The sequence below is a fragment of the Paracoccus sp. (in: a-proteobacteria) genome (genome assembly GCF_035556475.1).
Taxonomy (GTDB): domain Bacteria; phylum Pseudomonadota; class Alphaproteobacteria; order Rhodobacterales; family Rhodobacteraceae; genus Paracoccus.
Genome location: NZ_DATMFA010000110.1, coordinates 89,440 through 107,269 on the forward strand (window position 1 = coordinate 89,440; position 17,830 = coordinate 107,269).

The window sequence follows — 17,830 nt, forward strand, 5'->3', positions numbered from 1 at the left end:
TGCGCGGCGGATGAAAAGGGCAATTTTCACCCCCCGCGCAGTCTTTTTCATTCCGCCGCGACGGCGCTTTGCGGGATGTAGTTGAGGATCGGCGCAAGCCAGCGTTCGGCCTCGGCGACGGACATTCCCTTGCGCGCCGCATAGTCCAGAACCTGATCGTGTTCGACCTTGGCGACGCCGAAATAATAGGCCTCGGGATGGCCGATATAGAGGCCCGAAACCGATGCCCCCGGCCACATCGCCATCGATTCGGTCAACTCAACCCCGGTGGCCGCCGTCGCGTCCAGAAGGCGGAACAGCGTCGTCTTTTCGGTATGGTCGGGCTGGGCCGGATAGCCCGGCGCGGGCCGGATGCCGGGATAGGGTTCGCCGATCAGTTCCTCGGGGCTGAAGCTTTCGTCCGAATAGCCCCAGTAGTCCTTGCGCACGCGTTCATGCATCATCTCGGCCAGCGCCTCGGCGAAGCGGTCGGCAAGGGCCTGCACCAGAATGGCCGAGAAATCGTCATGCGCCGCCTTGAAGCGGTCGGCAATCGCCTGCTCCTCGCCCCCCGCTGTCACGACGAAGCCGCCGACATAATCGCGCTGCCCCTCGGGTGCGACGAAATCCGCCATCGCGACATTCGGGCGGCCGTCGCGCTTCGAGACTTGCTGGCGCAGCGTGTGCAGCGTCGCCAATTCCTGCCCGCGATCCTCGCCGGTGAACAGGCGAATGTCGTCGCCAACCCGGTTCGCCGGCCAGAAGCCGATGACCGCGCGGGGCTGGAACCATTTCTCGTCGATGATCCGCGCCAGCATGGCCTGCGCATCGGCAAACAACTGACGCGCGACCTCGCCCTGCTTCTCATCGTCGAGAATGCGGGGATAGACGCCCTTCAGCTCCCATGTCTGGAAGAAGGGGGTCCAGTCGATATAGCGCGCAATCTCGGCCAGATCGAAATCGTCGATCACCTTCGCGCCAAGGAACTCCGGCGCCTTCGCCTCGAACCCAGTCCAGTCGATCCTGACCGCGTTCTCCCGCGCCGAAGCCAGCGGCAGGCGCTTCTTCTCGGCCTCGGCCCGGGCGTGCTTGTTCGCGACATCGGCATATTCGCTGCGGATATTCTCGACATAGGCCGTCTTCTGCCCCGAGAGCAGGTTGCCCACGACGCCGACCGCGCGGCTTGCATCGGTGACATAGACCGTCTGACCCTTGGCATAGCGCGGGTTGATCTTGACCGCCGTATGCACGCGGCTGGTCGTCGCGCCGCCGATCAGCAGCGGGATGTCGAAACCCTCGCGCTCCATCTCGGATGCGACATGGACCATCTCGTCCAGCGAGGGGGTGATGAGGCCGGAAAGCCCGATGATATCGACCTTCTCGGCCTTCGCGACCTCAAGGATCTTGGTCGCCGGGACCATGACGCCAAGGTCGATGATCTCGTAATTGTTGCAGGCCAGGACGACGCCGACGATGTTCTTGCCGATGTCATGGACGTCGCCCTTGACCGTCGCCATCAGCACCTTGCCCGCGCTGGAGGAGGCACCGCTGCCGGCCTTCTCCTCCTCCATATAGGGCAGAAGATGCGCCACGGCCTGTTTCATCACGCGGGCGGATTTCACCACCTGCGGCAGGAACATCTTGCCCGAGCCGAAGAGGTCGCCGACGACGTTCATCCCGTCCATCAACGGGCCTTCGATGACATGCAGCGGGCGCTCGGCCGCCAGACGCGCCTCCTCGGTATCCTCGTCGATATATTCCGTGATGCCGTTCACCAGCGCATGTTCGAGGCGCTTGTTCACCGGCCATTCACGCCATGTCAGATCCTTTTCGCGACCCTTCGCGCCGCCTTCGCCACGGAAGCGTTCGGCGATATCCAGCAGGTTCTCGGTCGCGGTCCGGCCATTCGCGGGCTTGCGGTTCAGGACCACGTCCTCGCAGGCCTCGCGCAGGCCCGCGTCGATCTGGTCATAGACCGCAAGCTGGCCCGCATTGACGATGCCCATATCCATGCCCGCCTGAATGGCGTGATAGAGGAACACGGCATGCATCGCCTCGCGCACCGGCTCGTTGCCGCGGAAGCTGAAGGACAGGTTCGACACCCCGCCCGAGATATGGACATGCGGCAGCGACTGCATGATACGCCGCGTGGCATTGATGAAATCGACGCCGTAATTGTCGTGTTCCTCGATCCCGGTGGCGACGGCAAAGATGTTCGGGTCGAAGATGATGTCCTCGGCCGGGAAGCCGACCGTGTTGACCAGCAGGTCATAGGCGCGGGCGCAGATCTCGACCTTGCGGTTCTCGGTATCGGCCTGCCCGGTCTCGTCAAAGGCCATGACCACGACGGCGGCGCCATAGCGGCGGCACAGCCGGGCGTGATGCAGGAACTGCTCCTCGCCCTCCTTCAGGCTGATCGAGTTCACCACCGCCTTGCCCTGAACGCATTTCAGCCCGGCCTCGATCACCTCCCATTTCGAGCTGTCGATCATCACCGGCACGCGGGCTATGTCAGGCTCGGCCGCGATCAGGTTCAGATAGTCGATCATCGCCTGCTTCGAATCGATCAGGCCCTCGTCCATGTTCACGTCGATGATCTGAGCGCCGTTCTCGACCTGATCGCGGGCCACGTCCAGCGCGGCGGCATAATCGCCATTGGTGATCAGCTTGCGGAACCGGGCCGAGCCGGTGACGTTCGTGCGCTCACCCACGTTGATGAAGGGAATATCGTCGGTCTTCACGAAAGGCTCCAGCCCCGACAGGCGCAGGCGCGGCTCGATCTCGGGCAGGACACGCGGCGGAATATCGGCAACCGCACGGGCGATCGCCGCGATATGCTCGGGGGTCGAGCCGCAGCAACCGCCGACGATGTTGACCAGACCTTCGCGCGCGAAATCCCCGACCTGACGGGCCATGTCCTCGGGTGTCTCGTCATACTGGCCCATCTCATTGGGCAAGCCGGCATTGGGATAGGCGCAGATCAACGTGTCCGCGACGCCCGAAAGCTCGGACAGGTGAGGCCGCATCGCCTCGGCCCCCAGCGCGCAGTTGAGGCCGACGGTCAGCGGCTGCGAATGGGACACCGAATGCCAGAAGGCGGTCGGCGTCTGGCCCGAAAGCGTCCGCCCGGAAAGATCGGTGATCGTCCCCGAGATCATCACCGGCAGGCGCAACCCGTTCTCCTCGAACACCTCCTCGGCGGCAAAGATCGCGGCCTTGGCGTTCAGTGTGTCGAAGATCGTCTCGATCAGGATGATATCCGCGCCGCCCTCAATCAGCCCGCGGATCTGTTCGGCATAGGCCACGCGCAACTGGTCGAAAGTGACAGCGCGATAGCCCGGATTGTTCACGTCCGGGCTGATCGAGGCCGTGCGGTTGGTCGGCCCCAGCGCCCCCGCGACCCAGCGCGGGCGGCCATCCTCGGCCGTGGCGCGGTCCAGCGCCTGCCGCACAAGGCGCGCGCCGTGAAAGTTCAGGTCATGGACCGCGTGTTCCATGCCGTAATCGGCCTGCGCGATGGTGGTCGAGGAAAACGTGTTCGTCTCGACGATATCGGCCCCCGCCTTGGCATAGCGGTAATGGATCGCCTCGATCGCCTCGGGCTGGGTCAGGATCAGCAGGTCGTTGTTGCCCTGCTGGGGATGCTCGCCGAATGCCGGCGGATGGCAGCCGCAAGCGCAGGCCCCGCCATGGCCAAGGAAATCGCCCTCGCCAAAGCCAAGCTGCTGGATCTGCGTGCCCATCGCCCCGTCGAGGATCAGGATGCGCTCACGCGCGGCGGCGCGGATGGCTTCGAAGACGGGCGATTTGGGCAGGGTCATGGCGCGGTCCGGGCTTTGTGAAGTCGTCTGTATAGACGCAAGCCGTCATTTAGTGAAATTCAACATCCGCACAATGATCATGCATCAGATTCATCTTTCATCGTTTCCCAAATACCCCGGGGGTGTGGGGGCAGCGCCCCCACCTTGGGCGCGGCTCCCCCTTGCGGCAGGCCGCGCGCAGGAATATCTGCCGCCACATGACCGAATGGATCACCGCCCCCGGACTCACCCCTTACGAGGATGCCGTCGCCTTCATGGAGGCGCGGGCCGCCGCGATCCACGCAGGCGAGGCGGATGAACTGATCTGGCTGGTCGAGCATCCCCCGCTCTATACCGCCGGCACCAGCGCCAGGGCCGAGGATCTCCTCGACGCGCGCTTTCCCGTCTTCGCGGCGGGGCGCGGCGGGCAATATACCTATCACGGTCCGGGGCAGCGCGTCGTCTATGTCATGCTCGACCTCAACCGTCGCGGCCGCGACATCCGCGCCTTCGTGGCGGCGCTCGAGCGCTGGGTCATCGACGCCCTGGCCGAATTCAACCTGAAGGGCGAGATCCGCGACGGCCGCGTCGGCGTCTGGATCCAGCGCCCAGACAAGGCCGCCCTGCCCGATGGCTCGATGCGCGAAGACAAGATCGCGGCGATCGGGGTCAAGCTGCGCAAATGGGTCAGCTTCCACGGCATCTCGATCAATGTCGAACCCGATCTCGGCCATTATACCGGGATCGTGCCCTGCGGGATCGCCGGTCATGGCGTTACCAGCATTGTCGACCTCGGCCACCCAGCCGGGCTCGACGATCTCGACGTCGCGCTGAAGCGCTGCTTCACGCCGATCTTCCCGCCGCTCGAAGGCTGATTTTCCACGCGCACCGAAATCACCCTTGCGAGAGGTGCGACCTTTTGACGGTATCCAGCCGCCCCGCCGGCATGGTAGCCCTCGGCCTCAGGGAGGCGGATTCCTGTCCGTCTTGAGGAATCTGACGCTTAGAGGAATGCTATGAAGATCAGCATCTACGCCACTCTTGCCGCAGTCTCGCTTGCGCTGCCGGCCATGGCACAGGACGCAGCCAACGGCGAGAAGGAGTTCCGTAAATGCAAGGCCTGCCACATGATCCAGTCGCCCGACGGCTCTGATGTGGTCAAGGGCGGCAAGACCGGCCCGAATCTCTTCAACGTCGTCGGCCGCAAGGCGGGCACGCAGGAAGGGTTCAAATATTCCGATGCGCTGGTGAAGCTGGGCGAAGCCGGAGAGGTGTGGACCACCGATGATCTGGCCGCCTATATCACGGACCCGAACAAATATGTCGAGGAGAAGGTCGGCGACGCGTCGCTCAAGACGAAGATGACCTTCAAGATGGCCAAGAACCAGGCGGATGTGGTGGCATTCCTTGCCCAGCACTCTCCCGATGCGGGAGGCGCGCCGGCCACTGACGCCGCCGCTGCCCCGGCTGCGGCCCCCGCCACGAACTGATCGGGCGACCTGTCGCGAAGCTGCAACAGGGCCCGGGGGGACTGCCTTTCGGCTGCACTTCCAGTGCCCTGATGCGCAAGCTGCGCGTTGCCGGTCGCAAGATTGTGTTCTAGAAGTTGAGCCGAGTCCGTCGGCCTGAACGGTCGGCCTCGCGCATGTTTAGGGAGTTCAGCATGGCAGACGCAGCCGTTCACGGCCACGGAGACCAGCATGACACCCGCGGCTTCTTCACCCGCTGGTTCATGTCGACTAACCACAAGGATATCGGCATCCTGTACCTGTTCACGGCCGGCGTCGTCGGCCTGATCTCGGTCGCCTTCACCGTCTACATGCGGATGGAGCTGCAGCATCCGGGCGTACAGTTCATGTGCCTCGAAGGGATGCGATTCATTTCCGATGCCTCGGCGGAATGCACGCCGAACGGCCATCTGTGGAACGTGATGATCACCTATCACGGCGTCCTGATGATGTTCTTCGTGGTGATCCCGGCCCTTTTCGGCGGTTTCGGCAACTATTTCATGCCGCTGCATCTCGGCGCGCCGGACATGGCCTTCCCGCGCCTGAACAACCTCAGCTACTGGATGTATGTCTGCGGCGTCTGCCTCGGCATCGCCTCGCTTCTCGCGCCGGGGGGCAGCGACCAGCCCGGTTCGGGCGTGGGCTGGGTGCTCTATCCGCCGCTCTCGACCACCGAGTCGGGCTATTCGATGGACCTCGCGATCTTCGCCGTCCACGTCTCGGGTGCGTCCTCGATCCTCGGCGCGATCAACATCATCACCACCTTCCTGAACATGCGCGCGCCGGGCATGACGCTGTTCAAGGTGCCGCTTTTCGCATGGTCGGTCTTCATCACCGCTTGGCTGATCCTGCTGGCGCTGCCGGTGCTGGCCGGGGCCATCACCATGCTGCTGATGGACCGCAACTTCGGCACGCATTTCTTTGACCCGGCAGGCGGCGGGGATCCGATTCTCTACCAGCACATCCTGTGGTTCTTCGGCCATCCCGAGGTCTATATCATCATCCTGCCCGGCTTCGGCATCATCAGCCACGTCATCGCCACCTTCGCCAAGAAGCCGATCTTCGGCTATCTGCCGATGGTTCTGGCCATGGCCGCGATCGGCATCCTCGGCTTCGTCGTCTGGGCGCACCACATGTATACCGTCGGCATGTCGCTGACCCAGCAGAGCTATTTCATGCTGGCCACCATGACGATCGCCGTGCCCACGGGCATCAAGGTCTTCTCGTGGATCGCGACGATGTGGGGCGGCTCGATCGAGTTCAAGACGCCGATGCTCTGGGCCTTCGGCTTCCTGTTCCTGTTCACCGTCGGCGGCGTCACCGGCGTCGTGCTGTCGCAAGCCCCGCTCGACCGCGTCTATCACGACACCTATTATGTCGTGGCGCATTTCCACTATGTCATGTCGCTCGGCGCGGTCTTCGCGATCTTCGCCGGCGTCTATTTCTGGATCGGCAAGATGTCGGGCCGGCAATACCCGGAATGGGCGGGTAAGGTGCATTTCTTCGCCATGTTCATCGGCTCGAACATGATCTTCTTCCCGCAGCACTTCCTGGGCCGTCAGGGGATGCCGCGCCGCTATATCGACTATCCGGTCGAGTTCGCGTTCTGGAACAACATCTCGTCGATCGGGGCCTATATCTCCTTCGCGTCCTTCCTGTTCTTCATCGGCGTCGTCTTCTACACCCTGTTCCGGGGTGAGCGGGTGAATGTCCCGAACTACTGGAACGAGCACGCCGATACGCTGGAATGGACCCTGCCCTCGCCGCCGCCCGAACACACGTTCGAGACGCTGCCCCGGCCCGAGGACTGGGACCGCAGCCACGCGCATTGACCGCAGCGCGATGCCCTATCAATGGCACGACACGGCCCCGGAGCATTCCGGGGCCGTTTCTTTTCGGCTGGAGGTGTGGCCCCATCACTCGCTGCCGCCAAAGGGTTTCGTCTGGGTGATCGCGCTGACCGCCGGCGGGCTCGCCCTGCCCCTGCTGGCGGTGCTCGGCTCGCTTGCGCTCTGGGTGATGCTGCCTTTTGCGCTGCTGGCCATCTGGGGGCTGTGGCAGGCGATCCAGCGCAGCTATCGCAGCGGTCCCTTGGGCGAGGTGCTGGTGATGACGCGCGCCGACCTTACGCTGACCCGTTCCGATCACGGCCGTCCCGACCGGATCTGGCGGACCAACCCCTATTGGGTGCGGGCGGCCCTGCGCGACGGCGGCCCAATCGAGGATTATCTGGTCCTGACCGACGGCCGGCGCGAGGTCGAGCTGGGCGCCTTCCTCTCGCCCGAGGAGCGGCGCAGCCTGCATGACGAGCTGGACGAACGGCTGGCGACGCTGCGGCGGTGAGGGAACGCAGCCGACTCTCGGCGCCTTGTTCCGTGTATCCGCGCATCGGGTTCCTGCCTGCTGTCTTTTGCAGCGGCGGTGACGTAGTGATACCGAAAGCGATTCAGGTCAGGTCAGACAATGCGAACAAATTTTGCTGCACTTCTCGCCCTCATGATCGTCGCCGGCTGCGCAGTCAGTGGCGGCACGGTGGTCAAGGGTGCCGGACCGAACGACCTTCTGAAGCTCCGCGAGGGTCCGGGTCTCAACTACAAGATCATCCTCGGCCTTCCCGACGGAACACGCCTCACGCGCCATAGCTGCGTGACGACAGCCGGCAAACCCTGGTGCTTGGTCTCGCTCACCGACAAGCCCGGTGTGTCGGGCTACGTTTCAGCGGATTACCTGTCGGATCGCTGATTTCCAGTTTCGGCCCGCTGGCACTGTCCTGAGTTTCGGTCGGCAGACATGCGGAACATTGCTGCCATCAGTGCATGACTTGCTTCAGGACATCCCTGCCGTCGCTTGATCGCGGAGTTGATTCTGCATGAAGCTAACCATCCAAGGATGACGACCATTGTTTGAACTGCGCGGGACCAGAGAGAATGAACGCGACCAGATCGCGAAGGTCTGGCATTCAAGCGCAAGCTTGCCCGATGTCGGGCCGCCCCAGATGCCATCCTATGAAGTCCTCCGAGCGCGTGTAGACGAAGAACTGGCTTCGGGCTGGGTGGTGACGGTCGCTGTTGACGGCGGAGAAATAGCCGGTTTCGTTGCCCTGAGGCCCGAGGAAAGTTATCTCGCTGAGCTATTCGTCAGCCCGTCATATTTGGGTTGCGGATTGGGGAAGCGGTTGCTGGACCATGCCAAGACCGTCATGCAGGACGGATTCACATTGTTCACCACCACCAAGAACGCGCGGGCGCGGCATTTCTACGAACGCGAGGGGCTTATTCCAGAGCGCGAGAGCCTGCATCCGCGCACAGGCCATCCAATCACATATTATCGCTGGAACGGTAGCTAAGGGCTCAAATCTTCGCCTCCCCCCGTGTCTTGCACTTACCGGCTAAACGGATCCCCTGTTCTAGTCTTAGCCTTCGGCCTCGCGGCTCAGCCTGAAACCACAAAGCGACACGCGCAAACCATGCATACAGGAAAAAGGCCCGGTCAGCGACCGGGCCGGTTTGCGCGACGGCAGGGGGAGGGGTTCAGCCGTCGACGCGGATCTTCAGGTTCTGGGGGTCGTAGGGGCTGTCCTCGGTCACGACCGCATCCCAGAACTCGCGCTGCATCCGCACTTTCAGCTTCGTTCCCGGCTCGACCAGATCCGGGCGGACATAGCCCATGCCGATCGACTTGCCGAAAGCCGCCGACCAGCCGCCCGAGGTCAGGCGCCCGACCCGGGTGCCATCGGGCAGGAACAGCCCCTCGCGGCCCCAGGGATCGGCATCGGCGGGGCCGTCGATCAGCAGGGTCACGCATTTTGAGCGGATGCCCTTGTCGAGCATCGCCTGCTTGCCGCGGAAGTCCTTCTCCAGATCGACGAAGCGGTCGAGGCCCGCCTCCAGCGGTGTCGCGTCGCGGCCCAGTTCGGTGCCGAAGGCGCGATAGGATTTCTCCTGCCGGAGCCAGTTCTGCGCCCGCGCGCCCACCAGCTTCAGCCCATGCTTTTCGCCCGCCTTGAGCAGCAGATCCCACAGATAGCGGCCAAATTCGATCGGATGATGCAATTCCCAGCCGAGTTCGCCGGTATAGGCGACGCGGATGGCGCGGACCGGGCACATACCCAGTTCGATATTCCGCATCGTCAGCCAGGGGAAACGCTTGTTGCCCAGCACCGTGGTCGGGTCGGCATCGCGCACGATCTCGTTCAGGATCGCGCGGCTTTCAGGCCCGGCAAGGGCAAAGACGCCCCATTGCGTGGTGATGTCCTGCACGGTGATCGCGCCGAACTTGGCCGCCTTGTCCTCGGCCAGTTTCCTCAGGTTGTCGCCGTCGTAATCCGCCCATGCCCCGGCCGAGATCAGGTAATAGTCATCCTCGGCCAGTCGGACGATGGTGTATTCGGTGCGCGTGGTCCCGGCCTCGGTCAGCGCGTAGGTCAGGTTGATCCGGCCCACCTTGGGCAGCTTGTTCGTCGTCAGCCAGTCGAGGAAGGCGGTCGCCCCCGCGCCGCAGACACGATGCTTGGCGAAGGCCGAGGCGTCGATCAGCCCCGCGCTCTCGCGGATCGCCTTCGCCTCGCTCGCCGCGTATTCCCACCAGCCGCCGCGCCGGAAGCTGCGGCTCGCGTGATCGTCGAAGCCGGCGGGCGCGTAATAGTTCGGACGCTCCCAGCCGTTCACCTGCCCCATCTGGGCGCCTGCCGCGATCTGGCGGTCATAGGCGGGGGCGGTGCGCAGCGGGCGGCATGCCTCGCGCTCTTCATCCGGGTGGTGCAGGACGAAGACATGCTCATAGGCTTCCTCGTTCTTCTTCGCGGCATATTCGGTGGTCATCCAGCCGCCAAAACGGCGGGGGTCCAGCGCGGCCATGTCGATCTCGGCCTCGCCCTGCGTCATCATCTGCGCGAGGTAGTGGCCCGTGCCACCCGCCGCCGTGATGCCGAAGCTGAAGCCCTCGGCCAGCCACATGTTGCGTAGGCCAGGCGCCGGGCCGACCAGCGGATTGCCGTCGGGCGTATAGCAGATCGGGCCGTTGAAATCGTCCTTGAGGCCCACGGTTTCCGAAGAGGGAAGCCGGTGGATCATCGACATGTATTCCTCCTCGATCCGCTCCAGATCGAGGGGGAAGAGGTCGGCGCGGAAACTCTCGGGCACGTCATAGAGGAAACGCGCCGGGGCATTGCGCTCATAGGGGCCGAGGATCCAGCCGCCGCGTTCCTCGCGCACATACCACTTGGCGTCCGCGTCGCGCAGCACGGGATGCTCCGGGTTGCCCGCGGCGCGCCACTGGACCAGCGCCGGGTCGGGCTCGGTCACGATATACTGGTGCTCGACCGGGATCGCCGGGATCTTGATGCCCAGAAGCCGCGCGGTCCGCTGCGCGTGGTTGCCGGTCGCGGTCACCACATGCTCGGCATGGATTTCGAACACCTCGCCCGATGGGACGAGGTTGCCGCCCTTCTCGACCATCCGCTCGCAGGTGACGATCCATTCGTCGCCGGTCCAGAAATAGCCGTTCACCTGGATTCTGCGCTCGATCGTGCAACCCGCCATGCGCGCGCCCTTGGCCATGGCCTGCGTCACGTCTGCCGGGTTGATATAGCCGTCGGTCGGGTGGAACAGCGCGCCCTTCAGATCCTCGGTGCGGACCAGCGGCCAACGCTCCTTGATCTGCGCGGGGGTCAGGAACTCATGCTCGATCCCGACCGTCTCAGCGGTGGCGGAATACAGCATGTATTCATCCATCCGCGCGTCGGTCTGGGCCATGCGCAGGTTGCCGCAGCGGGTGAAGCCGGCGTTCAGGCCGGTCTGCGCCTCAAGCTCGGCATAGAGCTTGACCGAATAGTCGTGGATATGGGTCGTCGCATAGCCCATGTTGAAAAGCGGCAGCAGGCCCGCCGCATGCCAGGTCGAGCCTGCGGTCAGCTCGTCCCGCTCGACCAGCAGCGTATCCCAGCCCGCCCGTGCGAGGTGCAGCGCGATGCCGCAACCGACGGCCCCGCCTCCGACCACCAGGGCCTTCACATGGGTTTTCATGGCAAGCGACTCCTTTTGCGCGGGCTGGTCCTAGGGGCGATTTGTGGCAGAGCCGTGCCCGGCCGAGAGGCTGTCCGCGACATTTCCCGGCCGAAAAGCGACATGTCGCAATTCGCCCATGAAACAGTCGCGACCGTCACAGCATCGAGGGCAGCACAAGGTCCGGCGGCTTGTGGCCATCGGCGAAGGTCTGGATGTTGAAGATGACCTTCGCACCCATCTCGGCCCGGCCCTCGACCGTGGCCGAGCCCATATGCGGCAGCAGCACCACGTTCGGGAGTTGCCGCAGCCGGGGGTTGATCTCATGCCCGCGCTCGAACACGTCGAGGCCGGCGCCCGCGATTTCCCCGGCGCGCAACATCCGGGTCAGGGCGTTCTCGTCGATCACCTCTCCGCGCGAGGTGTTGACGACCACCGCCGTCGGCTTGAGCAGCTTCAACCGCCGCGCGTTCAGCAGGTGGAAGGTCGAGGGGGTGTGCGGTGCGTTGACGCTGATGATGTCGACCCGCGCGAGCATCTGGTCGAGGCTTTCCCAATAGGTCGCGCCAAGCTCCTCCTCGACCTCGCTGCGCAGGCGGTGGCGGTTGTGGTAGTTGATCTGCAAGCCGAAGGCGCGGGCGCGCCGCGCGACCGCCTGCCCGATCCGGCCCATGCCGAGGATGCCAAGCCTGCGCCCGCCAAGCCGCCCGCCCAGATGCAATGTGGGCGCCCAGCCCTCCCAACGCCCGGCCTGCATCTCGGCCATGCCCTCGGGCAGGCGGCGGGTCACGGCGAGGATCAGGGCAAGGGTCATGTCGGCCGTGTCCTCGGTCACGACGCCCGGCGTGTTCGAGACGAGGATGCCGCGCTGCCGCGCGCCCTGCACGTCGATATGATCGACGCCCGCGCCGTAATTCGCGATCAGCTTCAGCCTGTCACCGGCCTCAGACAGCATCCCGGTGTCGATCCGGTCGGTCACGGTCGGGACAAGGACGTCGCTCGACTGCATCGCGGCCACCAGTTCCTCGCGTGAGAGCTTGGTGTCCTCGTCCCGCAGCACGACCTCGAAGAGCTCGGCCATGCGGGCCTCGACCACCTCGGGCAACCGCCGCGTCACCGTGACCCTCAGCCGGGTGCGTCGCTTTTCCGCCGCTGACATCGCGCTTGTCCTCCCCTTGGGGCCGACCTCTCTTCCAAAACCGGACGGCCTTTGGCAAAGTGCATGCGATGCGGGGCAGGCACAAGGTCCCGGAAAAGCAGGACGGGCAGATGATTGACAGAGTGCTCTGGCAGAGTGCGGCGGCACTTGCCGCAGCGACGTGGCTGGCGGGTTCGGCCGTGGCCCAGGCAACCGATCCGGGCGAAACGCTGGACGCCAAGGAGATTCCGGCCGTCTCGGCCGATGCCGAGATCAGCCGCCACCCCGATGGCGGACCCGAGCCGGGGCGCGGCTCCGTCACCAACCTGCCGCTTCCGCGCTATGTCAGCCTCAAGGGGGGCGAGGGCAATGCCCGCCGCGGCCCGAGCCTCTCGCACCGGATCGACTGGGTGTTTCGCCATGCCGGGATGCCGCTGCGCGTCGTCGCCGAATTCGGGCATTGGCGCCGGGTCGAGGATCAGGACGGCGCGGGTGGCTGGGTCCATTACTCGCTGCTGTCGGGCGTGCGCACCGCCATCGTGCGCAAGGACATGTTGGAACTGCTGGCCAAACCCGACGAACACAGCAATGTCGTCGCGCGGGCCGAGGCCGGGGCGATCGTCCGCCTGCATGAATGCAATCCGACATGGTGCCGCGTCTCGGGCGGCGGGGAAAAGGGCTGGGTGCCCAAATCCGCGATCTGGGGTGTCGACGCGGACGAAACCCGCGAGTGACCAGGGGGCCGTAGCGGGCCGCCCGCGGGGCGACCCGTTCGTCTGGCGTTCGTCGCGCCCGTCACATGGCCTGACCGGCCAGTGAACTGCTGCTGGCCGCAGCCTTCATGCACTGGAAGTAGGTCAGCGTGATCGAGTTCTCCGAGATCCGCAGCGTCCCGTCATTGCGGATCTGCAGGTCCACCACCCGGTTTCCGGCGGCGGGCGAGCCTTCGCAGGCCAGGGTCACGCGGGTCTGGTTGACCTGCTGTTCCGAGCTTACGACGGTGCAGGTCGCGGCGGGGAAGATGAACCTGTTGCCGTCGATGACGAGGCTCTTGTCGCTGTTCGGATCGCCACATCCCGAGCGCAGCAGATTATAGGTGCCGTTCAATGCGCTCGACTGCGCCACCGGACCCGGGGTATCCTCGGGCGTCACGGGCCCGGCCTGGTCACAAGCGGCAAGCCCGCCCAGCACAACGGCAGCGGCGAGGGCGTAAAGGGTCTTCGTCTTGGTCATGTCGAGTTCTCCCGTTGTTTCAGGAAGCAACTTCCATAAGGTCGCGTCCTTTCAACAAAGCGTGAACCCCCGGTTTTCGTTCCCTGAATTTCAACCAAAGTTCGTCCGCAGGGGCAGAATCACCCCGCGACAGGATCCAGCGTTCCAGCTTTTCGGCAGTTTCGCGGTCGAAGGCATCGCCCTTTTCCATGAAGGCCTCGAAGGCGTCGGCATCCATGACCTCGGACCACATATAGCTGTAATAGCCCGAGGAGTAGCCATCCCCGGAAAAGACATGCGCGAAATGTGGTGTCGCGTGGCGCATCGGAATGGCTGATGGCGCGCCCAGTTCGGCCAGAACCTCGGCCTGACGCGCCATCGGATCGGCGGGCGGCTCGCCCCGGTGGAAGGCCAGATCGACCAGCGCGCTTTCCAGATATTCGACGGTGGCAAAGCCCTGACCGGCGTTCTTCGCCGCAAGGATGCGCTCGCGCAGGGCGGCGGGCAGCGGCTCTCCGGTCTCGGCATGGCGGGCGTGGCGGTCCAGCACCTCGGGCTGTTCCAGCCAATGCTCGAAAAGCTGGCTGGGCAGTTCGACGAAATCCCGCGCGACCGAGGTGCCCGAGATCGAGGGCCAGGTCACGTCGGACAGGATATGGTGCAGCGCATGGCCAAATTCGTGGAACAGCGTATGGGCGTCATCCCAGCTCAGATAGGCCGGCGCGCCCGCCTCCTCGGGCGGGGTGAAGTTGCAGACATTGACGACGATCGGGCGCTGGCCTGCGCCGATTCCGTGCTGCTGGCAAAGCGACGAACACCACGCCCCCGAACGCTTGCTGGGCCGGGCGAAATAATCGCCCAGAAACACCGCCATCTGCTTGCCGTCGCGCGTGATCTCCCACGCGCGGACATCGGGCGACCAGAGCGGGGCCTCGAACTCGCGCACCTCCAGCCCGAAGAGGCGATGCGCAGTGTCGAAAACCGCCCCGATCATCGCGTCGAGCGTCAGGTAGGGCTTGATCTCGGCCTCGTCCAACTCATGCTCGGCCTGACGGCGGCGCTCGGCGTAATAGCGCCAGTCCCAAGGCTCCAGCGCGCCGTTGATCCCGTCCTGATTGAGCATCTGGCCCAGTTTCGCGGCATCCGCCTCGGCCCGGCGTTTCGCGGCGGTCCACACCTCGGAAAGCAGCGCCTCGACGTTCTCGGCGGTCCCAGCCATCTCGGGCTCAAGCTTGTAGCTGGCGAAATCGGCATAGCCCAGAAGCGTGGCGCGTTCATGGCGCAGCTTCAGGATCTCGGCCGCGATGCCGCGATTGTCGGTCTTTTCGCCCCCTGCCCCGGTGCCGTCGCCGCGCGCGGTCCAGGCGCGCCACGCGGTCTCGCGCAGGGCGCGATCCTCGGCATATTCAAGGAAGGGCACGATCAGCGAGCGGTTGAGCGTCACGATCTGGCCCGGCATCCCGCGTTCGCGCGCGGCGGCCTTCATCGCCCGAACCAGCCAGTCGGGCAGCCCCGCCAGCCCCGCATCAGGGATCGGCATGGTGAAGTCGCGCTCATCCGCCAGCACATTCTGGGAAAAATCGGTCGAAAGCACCGCCAGCCGCTCGCGGATCGCGGCCATGCGGTCGCGCGCCTCTCCGGTCAGGCCGGCGCCCGCGCGACGCAAGCCGCGCAGGGTCAGCTCGACCAGCCGCCGGTCTTCGGGCGAGAGCTGGTCGCGGTCCTGCATGATCGCCTCGACCCGGTCGAAAAGCCGCGGATCCATGCTGACCTTGCTGCCATGCGCCGCAAGGCGGGGGGCGATCTGTCGCTGCAAATCCTCGCGCGCCGGGTTGGAATCCACCCCGGTCAGCGTGAAGAAGATCGCGCAGAGCCGGTTCAGCGGATCCTCGGCCGTCTCGAGCGCGGCGACCGTGTTCTCGAAGCTCGGGGGCGCGGGATTGGCAGCAATCGCCTCGACCGCGTCGGCCGCCAGCTTCAGGCATTCGTCGAAGGCGGGGGCAAAGTCCTCGTCACGGATGAGGTCGAAGCGGGGCAGACCCAGCGGGCCGGTCCAATGGGTGAGTTCGGGGTTCATGCGCGCCTCCATTGCGGTTGGCGCGAGTCTTTCACCCCAGCGGGAAATGTCCAGAGCCGCAGACCGGGCAATCGGCCCGGCGCGCGATCCTGACCATCCTGTGCTCGCCCCAGAGACCGTCAAAGATCATCATTCGCCCGCGCAAAGGCTCGCCCGCGCCCGCGATCAGCTTGATCGCCTCCAGCGCCATGACCGAGCCGATGACCCCCGGCAACGGGCCGACCACCCCGGCCTCGGCACAGGCGGGGGCAAGGCCGGCGGCGGGCGCTTCGGGAAAGATGCAGGCCATGCAGGGCGCGTCGCGGCGCGGATCCCAGACGGTCACCTGCCCCTCCCATTGCGCGATGGCGCCCGCGATCAGCGGCACGCCGGCGGCGGCGCAGGCTGCGTTCACCTCCTGCCGCGCGGCGAAGCTGTCGGTGCCGTCGATCACCAGATCCTGTCCGCCGATCAGTTCGGCATCCCCGGTCGTGATCCGCCGGTCCAGCGCCACGACCTCGACATGCGGGTTCAGCGCCAGCATCGCGCCCCGCGCGGCCTCGGCCTTGGGGCGGCCATCGTCACCGCTGCGGAAAATCACCTGCCGTTGCAGGTTCGAGAGGCTGACCCGGTCGTCATCCGCAACCGTGATCCGCCCGACACCCGCCGCCGCAAGGTAAAGGCAGACCGGCGCGCCCAGCCCGCCCGCGCCCACGACCAGCACCCGTGCCCGCCGCAACGCTGACTGACCCGGACCGCCCAGCTCGCGCAGAACGATATGGCGGGCATAGCGGTCCAGCTCGGCATCGGCGAGCGGGCCGGTCGGTGGCGCGGGTGGGGATTGGGGTTCTGGCAAGGGATTCGCCCTCCGGTGCAACTGTCGCAGCATCGCACGATAGCCGAGGATCAGCGCCGCGACACCTCCGCCGATAAGCCAGAGGCGCGGATCACCGCCCACGACGCGCGCCGCCGCCGATCCGGGTGCGAGGGTCAGCGCGGCAAGCGCCAGCAGCCAGAGCAGCGCGACGATGATCCAGCCGCGCAGGGGCGGCCAGCCAAGGATGGCCCCCGCGACAAGCACGGCAGCCATCGTCAGCAGAAGAAGCATGAATCAGGCCCGGCCGGTCGAGCCGAAGCCACCCGCGCCGCGCGCGGTATCCTCCAGCGCCTCGGCCATGACATAGCGCGCGCGCGTCACCGGCGCGACGATCGCCTGGGCGATCCGCTCGCCATGCTGGACGGTGTAGGGCTGCTGGCCAAGGTTGACCATGATCACGCCCAGCGGACCACGATAGTCGCTGTCGATCGTGCCCGGCGTGTTCGGCAGCGTCACGCCATGCTTCAGTGCCAGGCTGGAGCGCGGGCGGATCTGCATTTCATAACCCTCGGGGATCTGCACGCGCAGGCCCGTGGGCACCAGCCGGATCTGGCCCGGCTGAAGCTCAATCGCCTCGCCGCCCAGATCGGCGCGCAGGTCGGCACCGGCCGAGCCTGCGGTCTGGTATTCCGGCAAGGGCAGCGCCGGATCGGCGCCCGGTTCGCGCAGAACCAGTATCGTCACTTCGGCTGCCATGTCCCTGCCTTATCTCGGGGCGATCATCATGACCATCTGACGCCCTTCAAGCTTGGGCATCGATTCGATCTTGCCGGCTTCGCCCACGTCGCCTGCGACGCGGTTCAGAAGTTCAAGCCCAAGCTGCTGGTGCGCCATCTCGCGGCCGCGGAAGCGCAGCGTCACCTTGACCTTGTCGCCCTCGCCCAGGAATTTCATCACCGAGCGCATCTTGACGTCGTAATCATGGGTATCGGTCCCGGGACGGAACTTGATCTCCTTGATCTCGATGATCTTCTGCTTTTTCCGAGCCTCGGCTTCGCGCTTCTGCTGTTCATACTTGAACTTGCCGAGGTCCATGATCTTGCAGACCGGCGGCACGGCATTGGGCGAAATCTCGACAAGATCCAACCCGGCTTCCTGAGCAAGCTCCAGACCCCGTGCGGGGGTCACGACACCGATGTTTTCGCCTTCTGCGCCGATCAGGCGGATCTCGGCGACTCGGATGCGTTCGTTGACGCGGGGGCCGGTGTCACGGGTGGGCGGAGCGTTATGCGGTCTGCGGGCTATGGCTGTCTTCCTT

At 65.3% G+C, this 17,830-nt stretch carries 15 protein-coding genes; 7 read left to right on the plus strand and 8 right to left on the minus strand.

What is annotated here, in order from left to right:
- Window positions 1-47 precede the first annotated feature (47 nt).
- Window positions 48-3,800: a methionine synthase gene (gene metH / locus VNQ78_RS15805; RefSeq protein ID WP_325691473.1), complete on the minus strand. Its 3,753-nt coding sequence runs from the start codon at window positions 3,798-3,800 to the stop codon at window positions 48-50.
- 185 nt (window positions 3,801-3,985) lie between these two features.
- Between metH and lipB the strand changes: the two genes are divergently transcribed.
- The 6 genes from lipB to VNQ78_RS15835 all read left to right on the plus strand — a co-directional run bounded on the left by lipB (window position 3,986) and on the right by VNQ78_RS15835 (window position 8,633).
- Window positions 3,986-4,654 (plus strand): lipoyl(octanoyl) transferase LipB, encoded by a 669-nt coding sequence (lipB, locus tag VNQ78_RS15810; protein ID WP_325691616.1) that lies wholly within the window; start codon window positions 3,986-3,988, stop codon window positions 4,652-4,654.
- A gap of 141 nt (window positions 4,655-4,795) precedes the next feature.
- Entirely contained in the window at window positions 4,796-5,269 is a 474-nt protein-coding gene (locus VNQ78_RS15815; protein ID WP_325691475.1) for a cytochrome C, read from the plus strand.
- 173 nt (window positions 5,270-5,442) lie between these two features.
- Window positions 5,443-7,119, plus strand: coding sequence for a cytochrome c oxidase subunit 1 (locus tag VNQ78_RS15820; protein ID WP_325691477.1), 1,677 nt, complete (start codon window positions 5,443-5,445; stop codon window positions 7,117-7,119).
- Between the two features lie 10 nt (window positions 7,120-7,129).
- Complete coding sequence (locus VNQ78_RS15825; RefSeq protein ID WP_325691479.1) at window positions 7,130-7,630, plus strand: DUF2244 domain-containing protein; 501 nt, start codon at window positions 7,130-7,132, stop codon at window positions 7,628-7,630.
- 120 nt (window positions 7,631-7,750) lie between these two features.
- A complete protein-coding gene (locus VNQ78_RS15830; RefSeq protein ID WP_325691481.1) occupies window positions 7,751-8,029 on the plus strand; it encodes an SH3 domain-containing protein in 279 nt (92 codons plus the stop codon).
- Window positions 8,030-8,186: 157 nt separating this feature from the next.
- Window positions 8,187-8,633, plus strand: a complete 447-nt coding sequence (locus VNQ78_RS15835; RefSeq protein WP_325691483.1) for a GNAT family N-acetyltransferase — start codon at window positions 8,187-8,189, stop codon at window positions 8,631-8,633.
- A gap of 184 nt (window positions 8,634-8,817) precedes the next feature.
- Here VNQ78_RS15835 and VNQ78_RS15840 read toward each other — a convergent pair whose 3' ends face one another.
- Together VNQ78_RS15840 and VNQ78_RS15845 are read right to left on the minus strand one after the other, a co-directional pair.
- Window positions 8,818-11,310, minus strand: coding sequence for an FAD-dependent oxidoreductase (locus tag VNQ78_RS15840; protein WP_325691485.1), 2,493 nt, complete (start codon window positions 11,308-11,310; stop codon window positions 8,818-8,820).
- 136 nt (window positions 11,311-11,446) lie between these two features.
- Window positions 11,447-12,448 (minus strand): D-glycerate dehydrogenase, encoded by a 1,002-nt coding sequence (locus VNQ78_RS15845; RefSeq protein ID WP_325691487.1) that lies wholly within the window; start codon window positions 12,446-12,448, stop codon window positions 11,447-11,449.
- 110 nt (window positions 12,449-12,558) lie between these two features.
- Between VNQ78_RS15845 and VNQ78_RS15850 the strand changes: the two genes are divergently transcribed.
- Window positions 12,559-13,161, plus strand: coding sequence for an SH3 domain-containing protein (locus tag VNQ78_RS15850; protein WP_325691489.1), 603 nt, complete (start codon window positions 12,559-12,561; stop codon window positions 13,159-13,161).
- A gap of 61 nt (window positions 13,162-13,222) precedes the next feature.
- Here the strand turns inward: VNQ78_RS15850 and VNQ78_RS15855 are convergent, their stop codons facing one another.
- From VNQ78_RS15855 to infC, 5 genes are read right to left on the minus strand one after another with little or no spacing between them, the layout of a single operon-like run.
- Window positions 13,223-13,660 (minus strand): hypothetical protein, encoded by a 438-nt coding sequence (locus tag VNQ78_RS15855; protein ID WP_325691491.1) that lies wholly within the window; start codon window positions 13,658-13,660, stop codon window positions 13,223-13,225.
- 19 nt (window positions 13,661-13,679) lie between these two features.
- On the minus strand, window positions 13,680-15,716 hold the full coding sequence (locus tag VNQ78_RS15860; RefSeq protein WP_325691493.1) for a M3 family metallopeptidase: 2,037 nt from the start codon (window positions 15,714-15,716) through the stop codon (window positions 13,680-13,682).
- Between the two features lie 31 nt (window positions 15,717-15,747).
- Window positions 15,748-16,803 (minus strand): molybdopterin-synthase adenylyltransferase MoeB, encoded by a 1,056-nt coding sequence (locus VNQ78_RS15865; RefSeq protein WP_325691495.1) that lies wholly within the window; start codon window positions 16,801-16,803, stop codon window positions 15,748-15,750.
- A gap of 3 nt (window positions 16,804-16,806) precedes the next feature.
- The gene (gene dut / locus VNQ78_RS15870; RefSeq protein WP_325691497.1) at window positions 16,807-17,268 is read right to left on the minus strand and encodes a dUTP diphosphatase; all 462 of its coding nucleotides are present in this window, start codon (window positions 17,266-17,268) and stop codon (window positions 16,807-16,809) included.
- 9 nt (window positions 17,269-17,277) lie between these two features.
- Window positions 17,278-17,817, minus strand: coding sequence for a translation initiation factor IF-3 (gene infC, locus VNQ78_RS15875; RefSeq protein WP_349255697.1), 540 nt, complete (start codon window positions 17,815-17,817; stop codon window positions 17,278-17,280).
- Window positions 17,818-17,830 lie beyond the last annotated feature (13 nt).

Coding starts and splice junctions, on each gene's coding strand:
- metH (WP_325691473.1), bottom strand. CDS start 3,800: ATGACCCTGCCCAAATCGCCCGTCTTCGAAGCCATCCGCGCCGCCGCG.
- VNQ78_RS15815 (WP_325691475.1), top strand. CDS start 4,796: ATGAAGATCAGCATCTACGCCACTCTTGCCGCAGTCTCGCTTGCGCTG.
- VNQ78_RS15820 (WP_325691477.1), top strand. CDS start 5,443: ATGGCAGACGCAGCCGTTCACGGCCACGGAGACCAGCATGACACCCGC.
- VNQ78_RS15825 (WP_325691479.1), top strand. CDS start 7,130: ATGCCCTATCAATGGCACGACACGGCCCCGGAGCATTCCGGGGCCGTT.
- VNQ78_RS15830 (WP_325691481.1), top strand. CDS start 7,751: ATGCGAACAAATTTTGCTGCACTTCTCGCCCTCATGATCGTCGCCGGC.
- VNQ78_RS15840 (WP_325691485.1), bottom strand. CDS start 11,310: ATGAAAACCCATGTGAAGGCCCTGGTGGTCGGAGGCGGGGCCGTCGGT.
- VNQ78_RS15845 (WP_325691487.1), bottom strand. CDS start 12,448: ATGTCAGCGGCGGAAAAGCGACGCACCCGGCTGAGGGTCACGGTGACG.
- VNQ78_RS15850 (WP_325691489.1), top strand. CDS start 12,559: ATGATTGACAGAGTGCTCTGGCAGAGTGCGGCGGCACTTGCCGCAGCG.
- VNQ78_RS15855 (WP_325691491.1), bottom strand. CDS start 13,660: ATGACCAAGACGAAGACCCTTTACGCCCTCGCCGCTGCCGTTGTGCTG.
- VNQ78_RS15860 (WP_325691493.1), bottom strand. CDS start 15,716: ATGAACCCCGAACTCACCCATTGGACCGGCCCGCTGGGTCTGCCCCGC.
- VNQ78_RS15865 (WP_325691495.1), bottom strand. CDS start 16,803: ATGCTTCTTCTGCTGACGATGGCTGCCGTGCTTGTCGCGGGGGCCATC.
- dut (WP_325691497.1), bottom strand. CDS start 17,268: ATGGCAGCCGAAGTGACGATACTGGTTCTGCGCGAACCGGGCGCCGAT.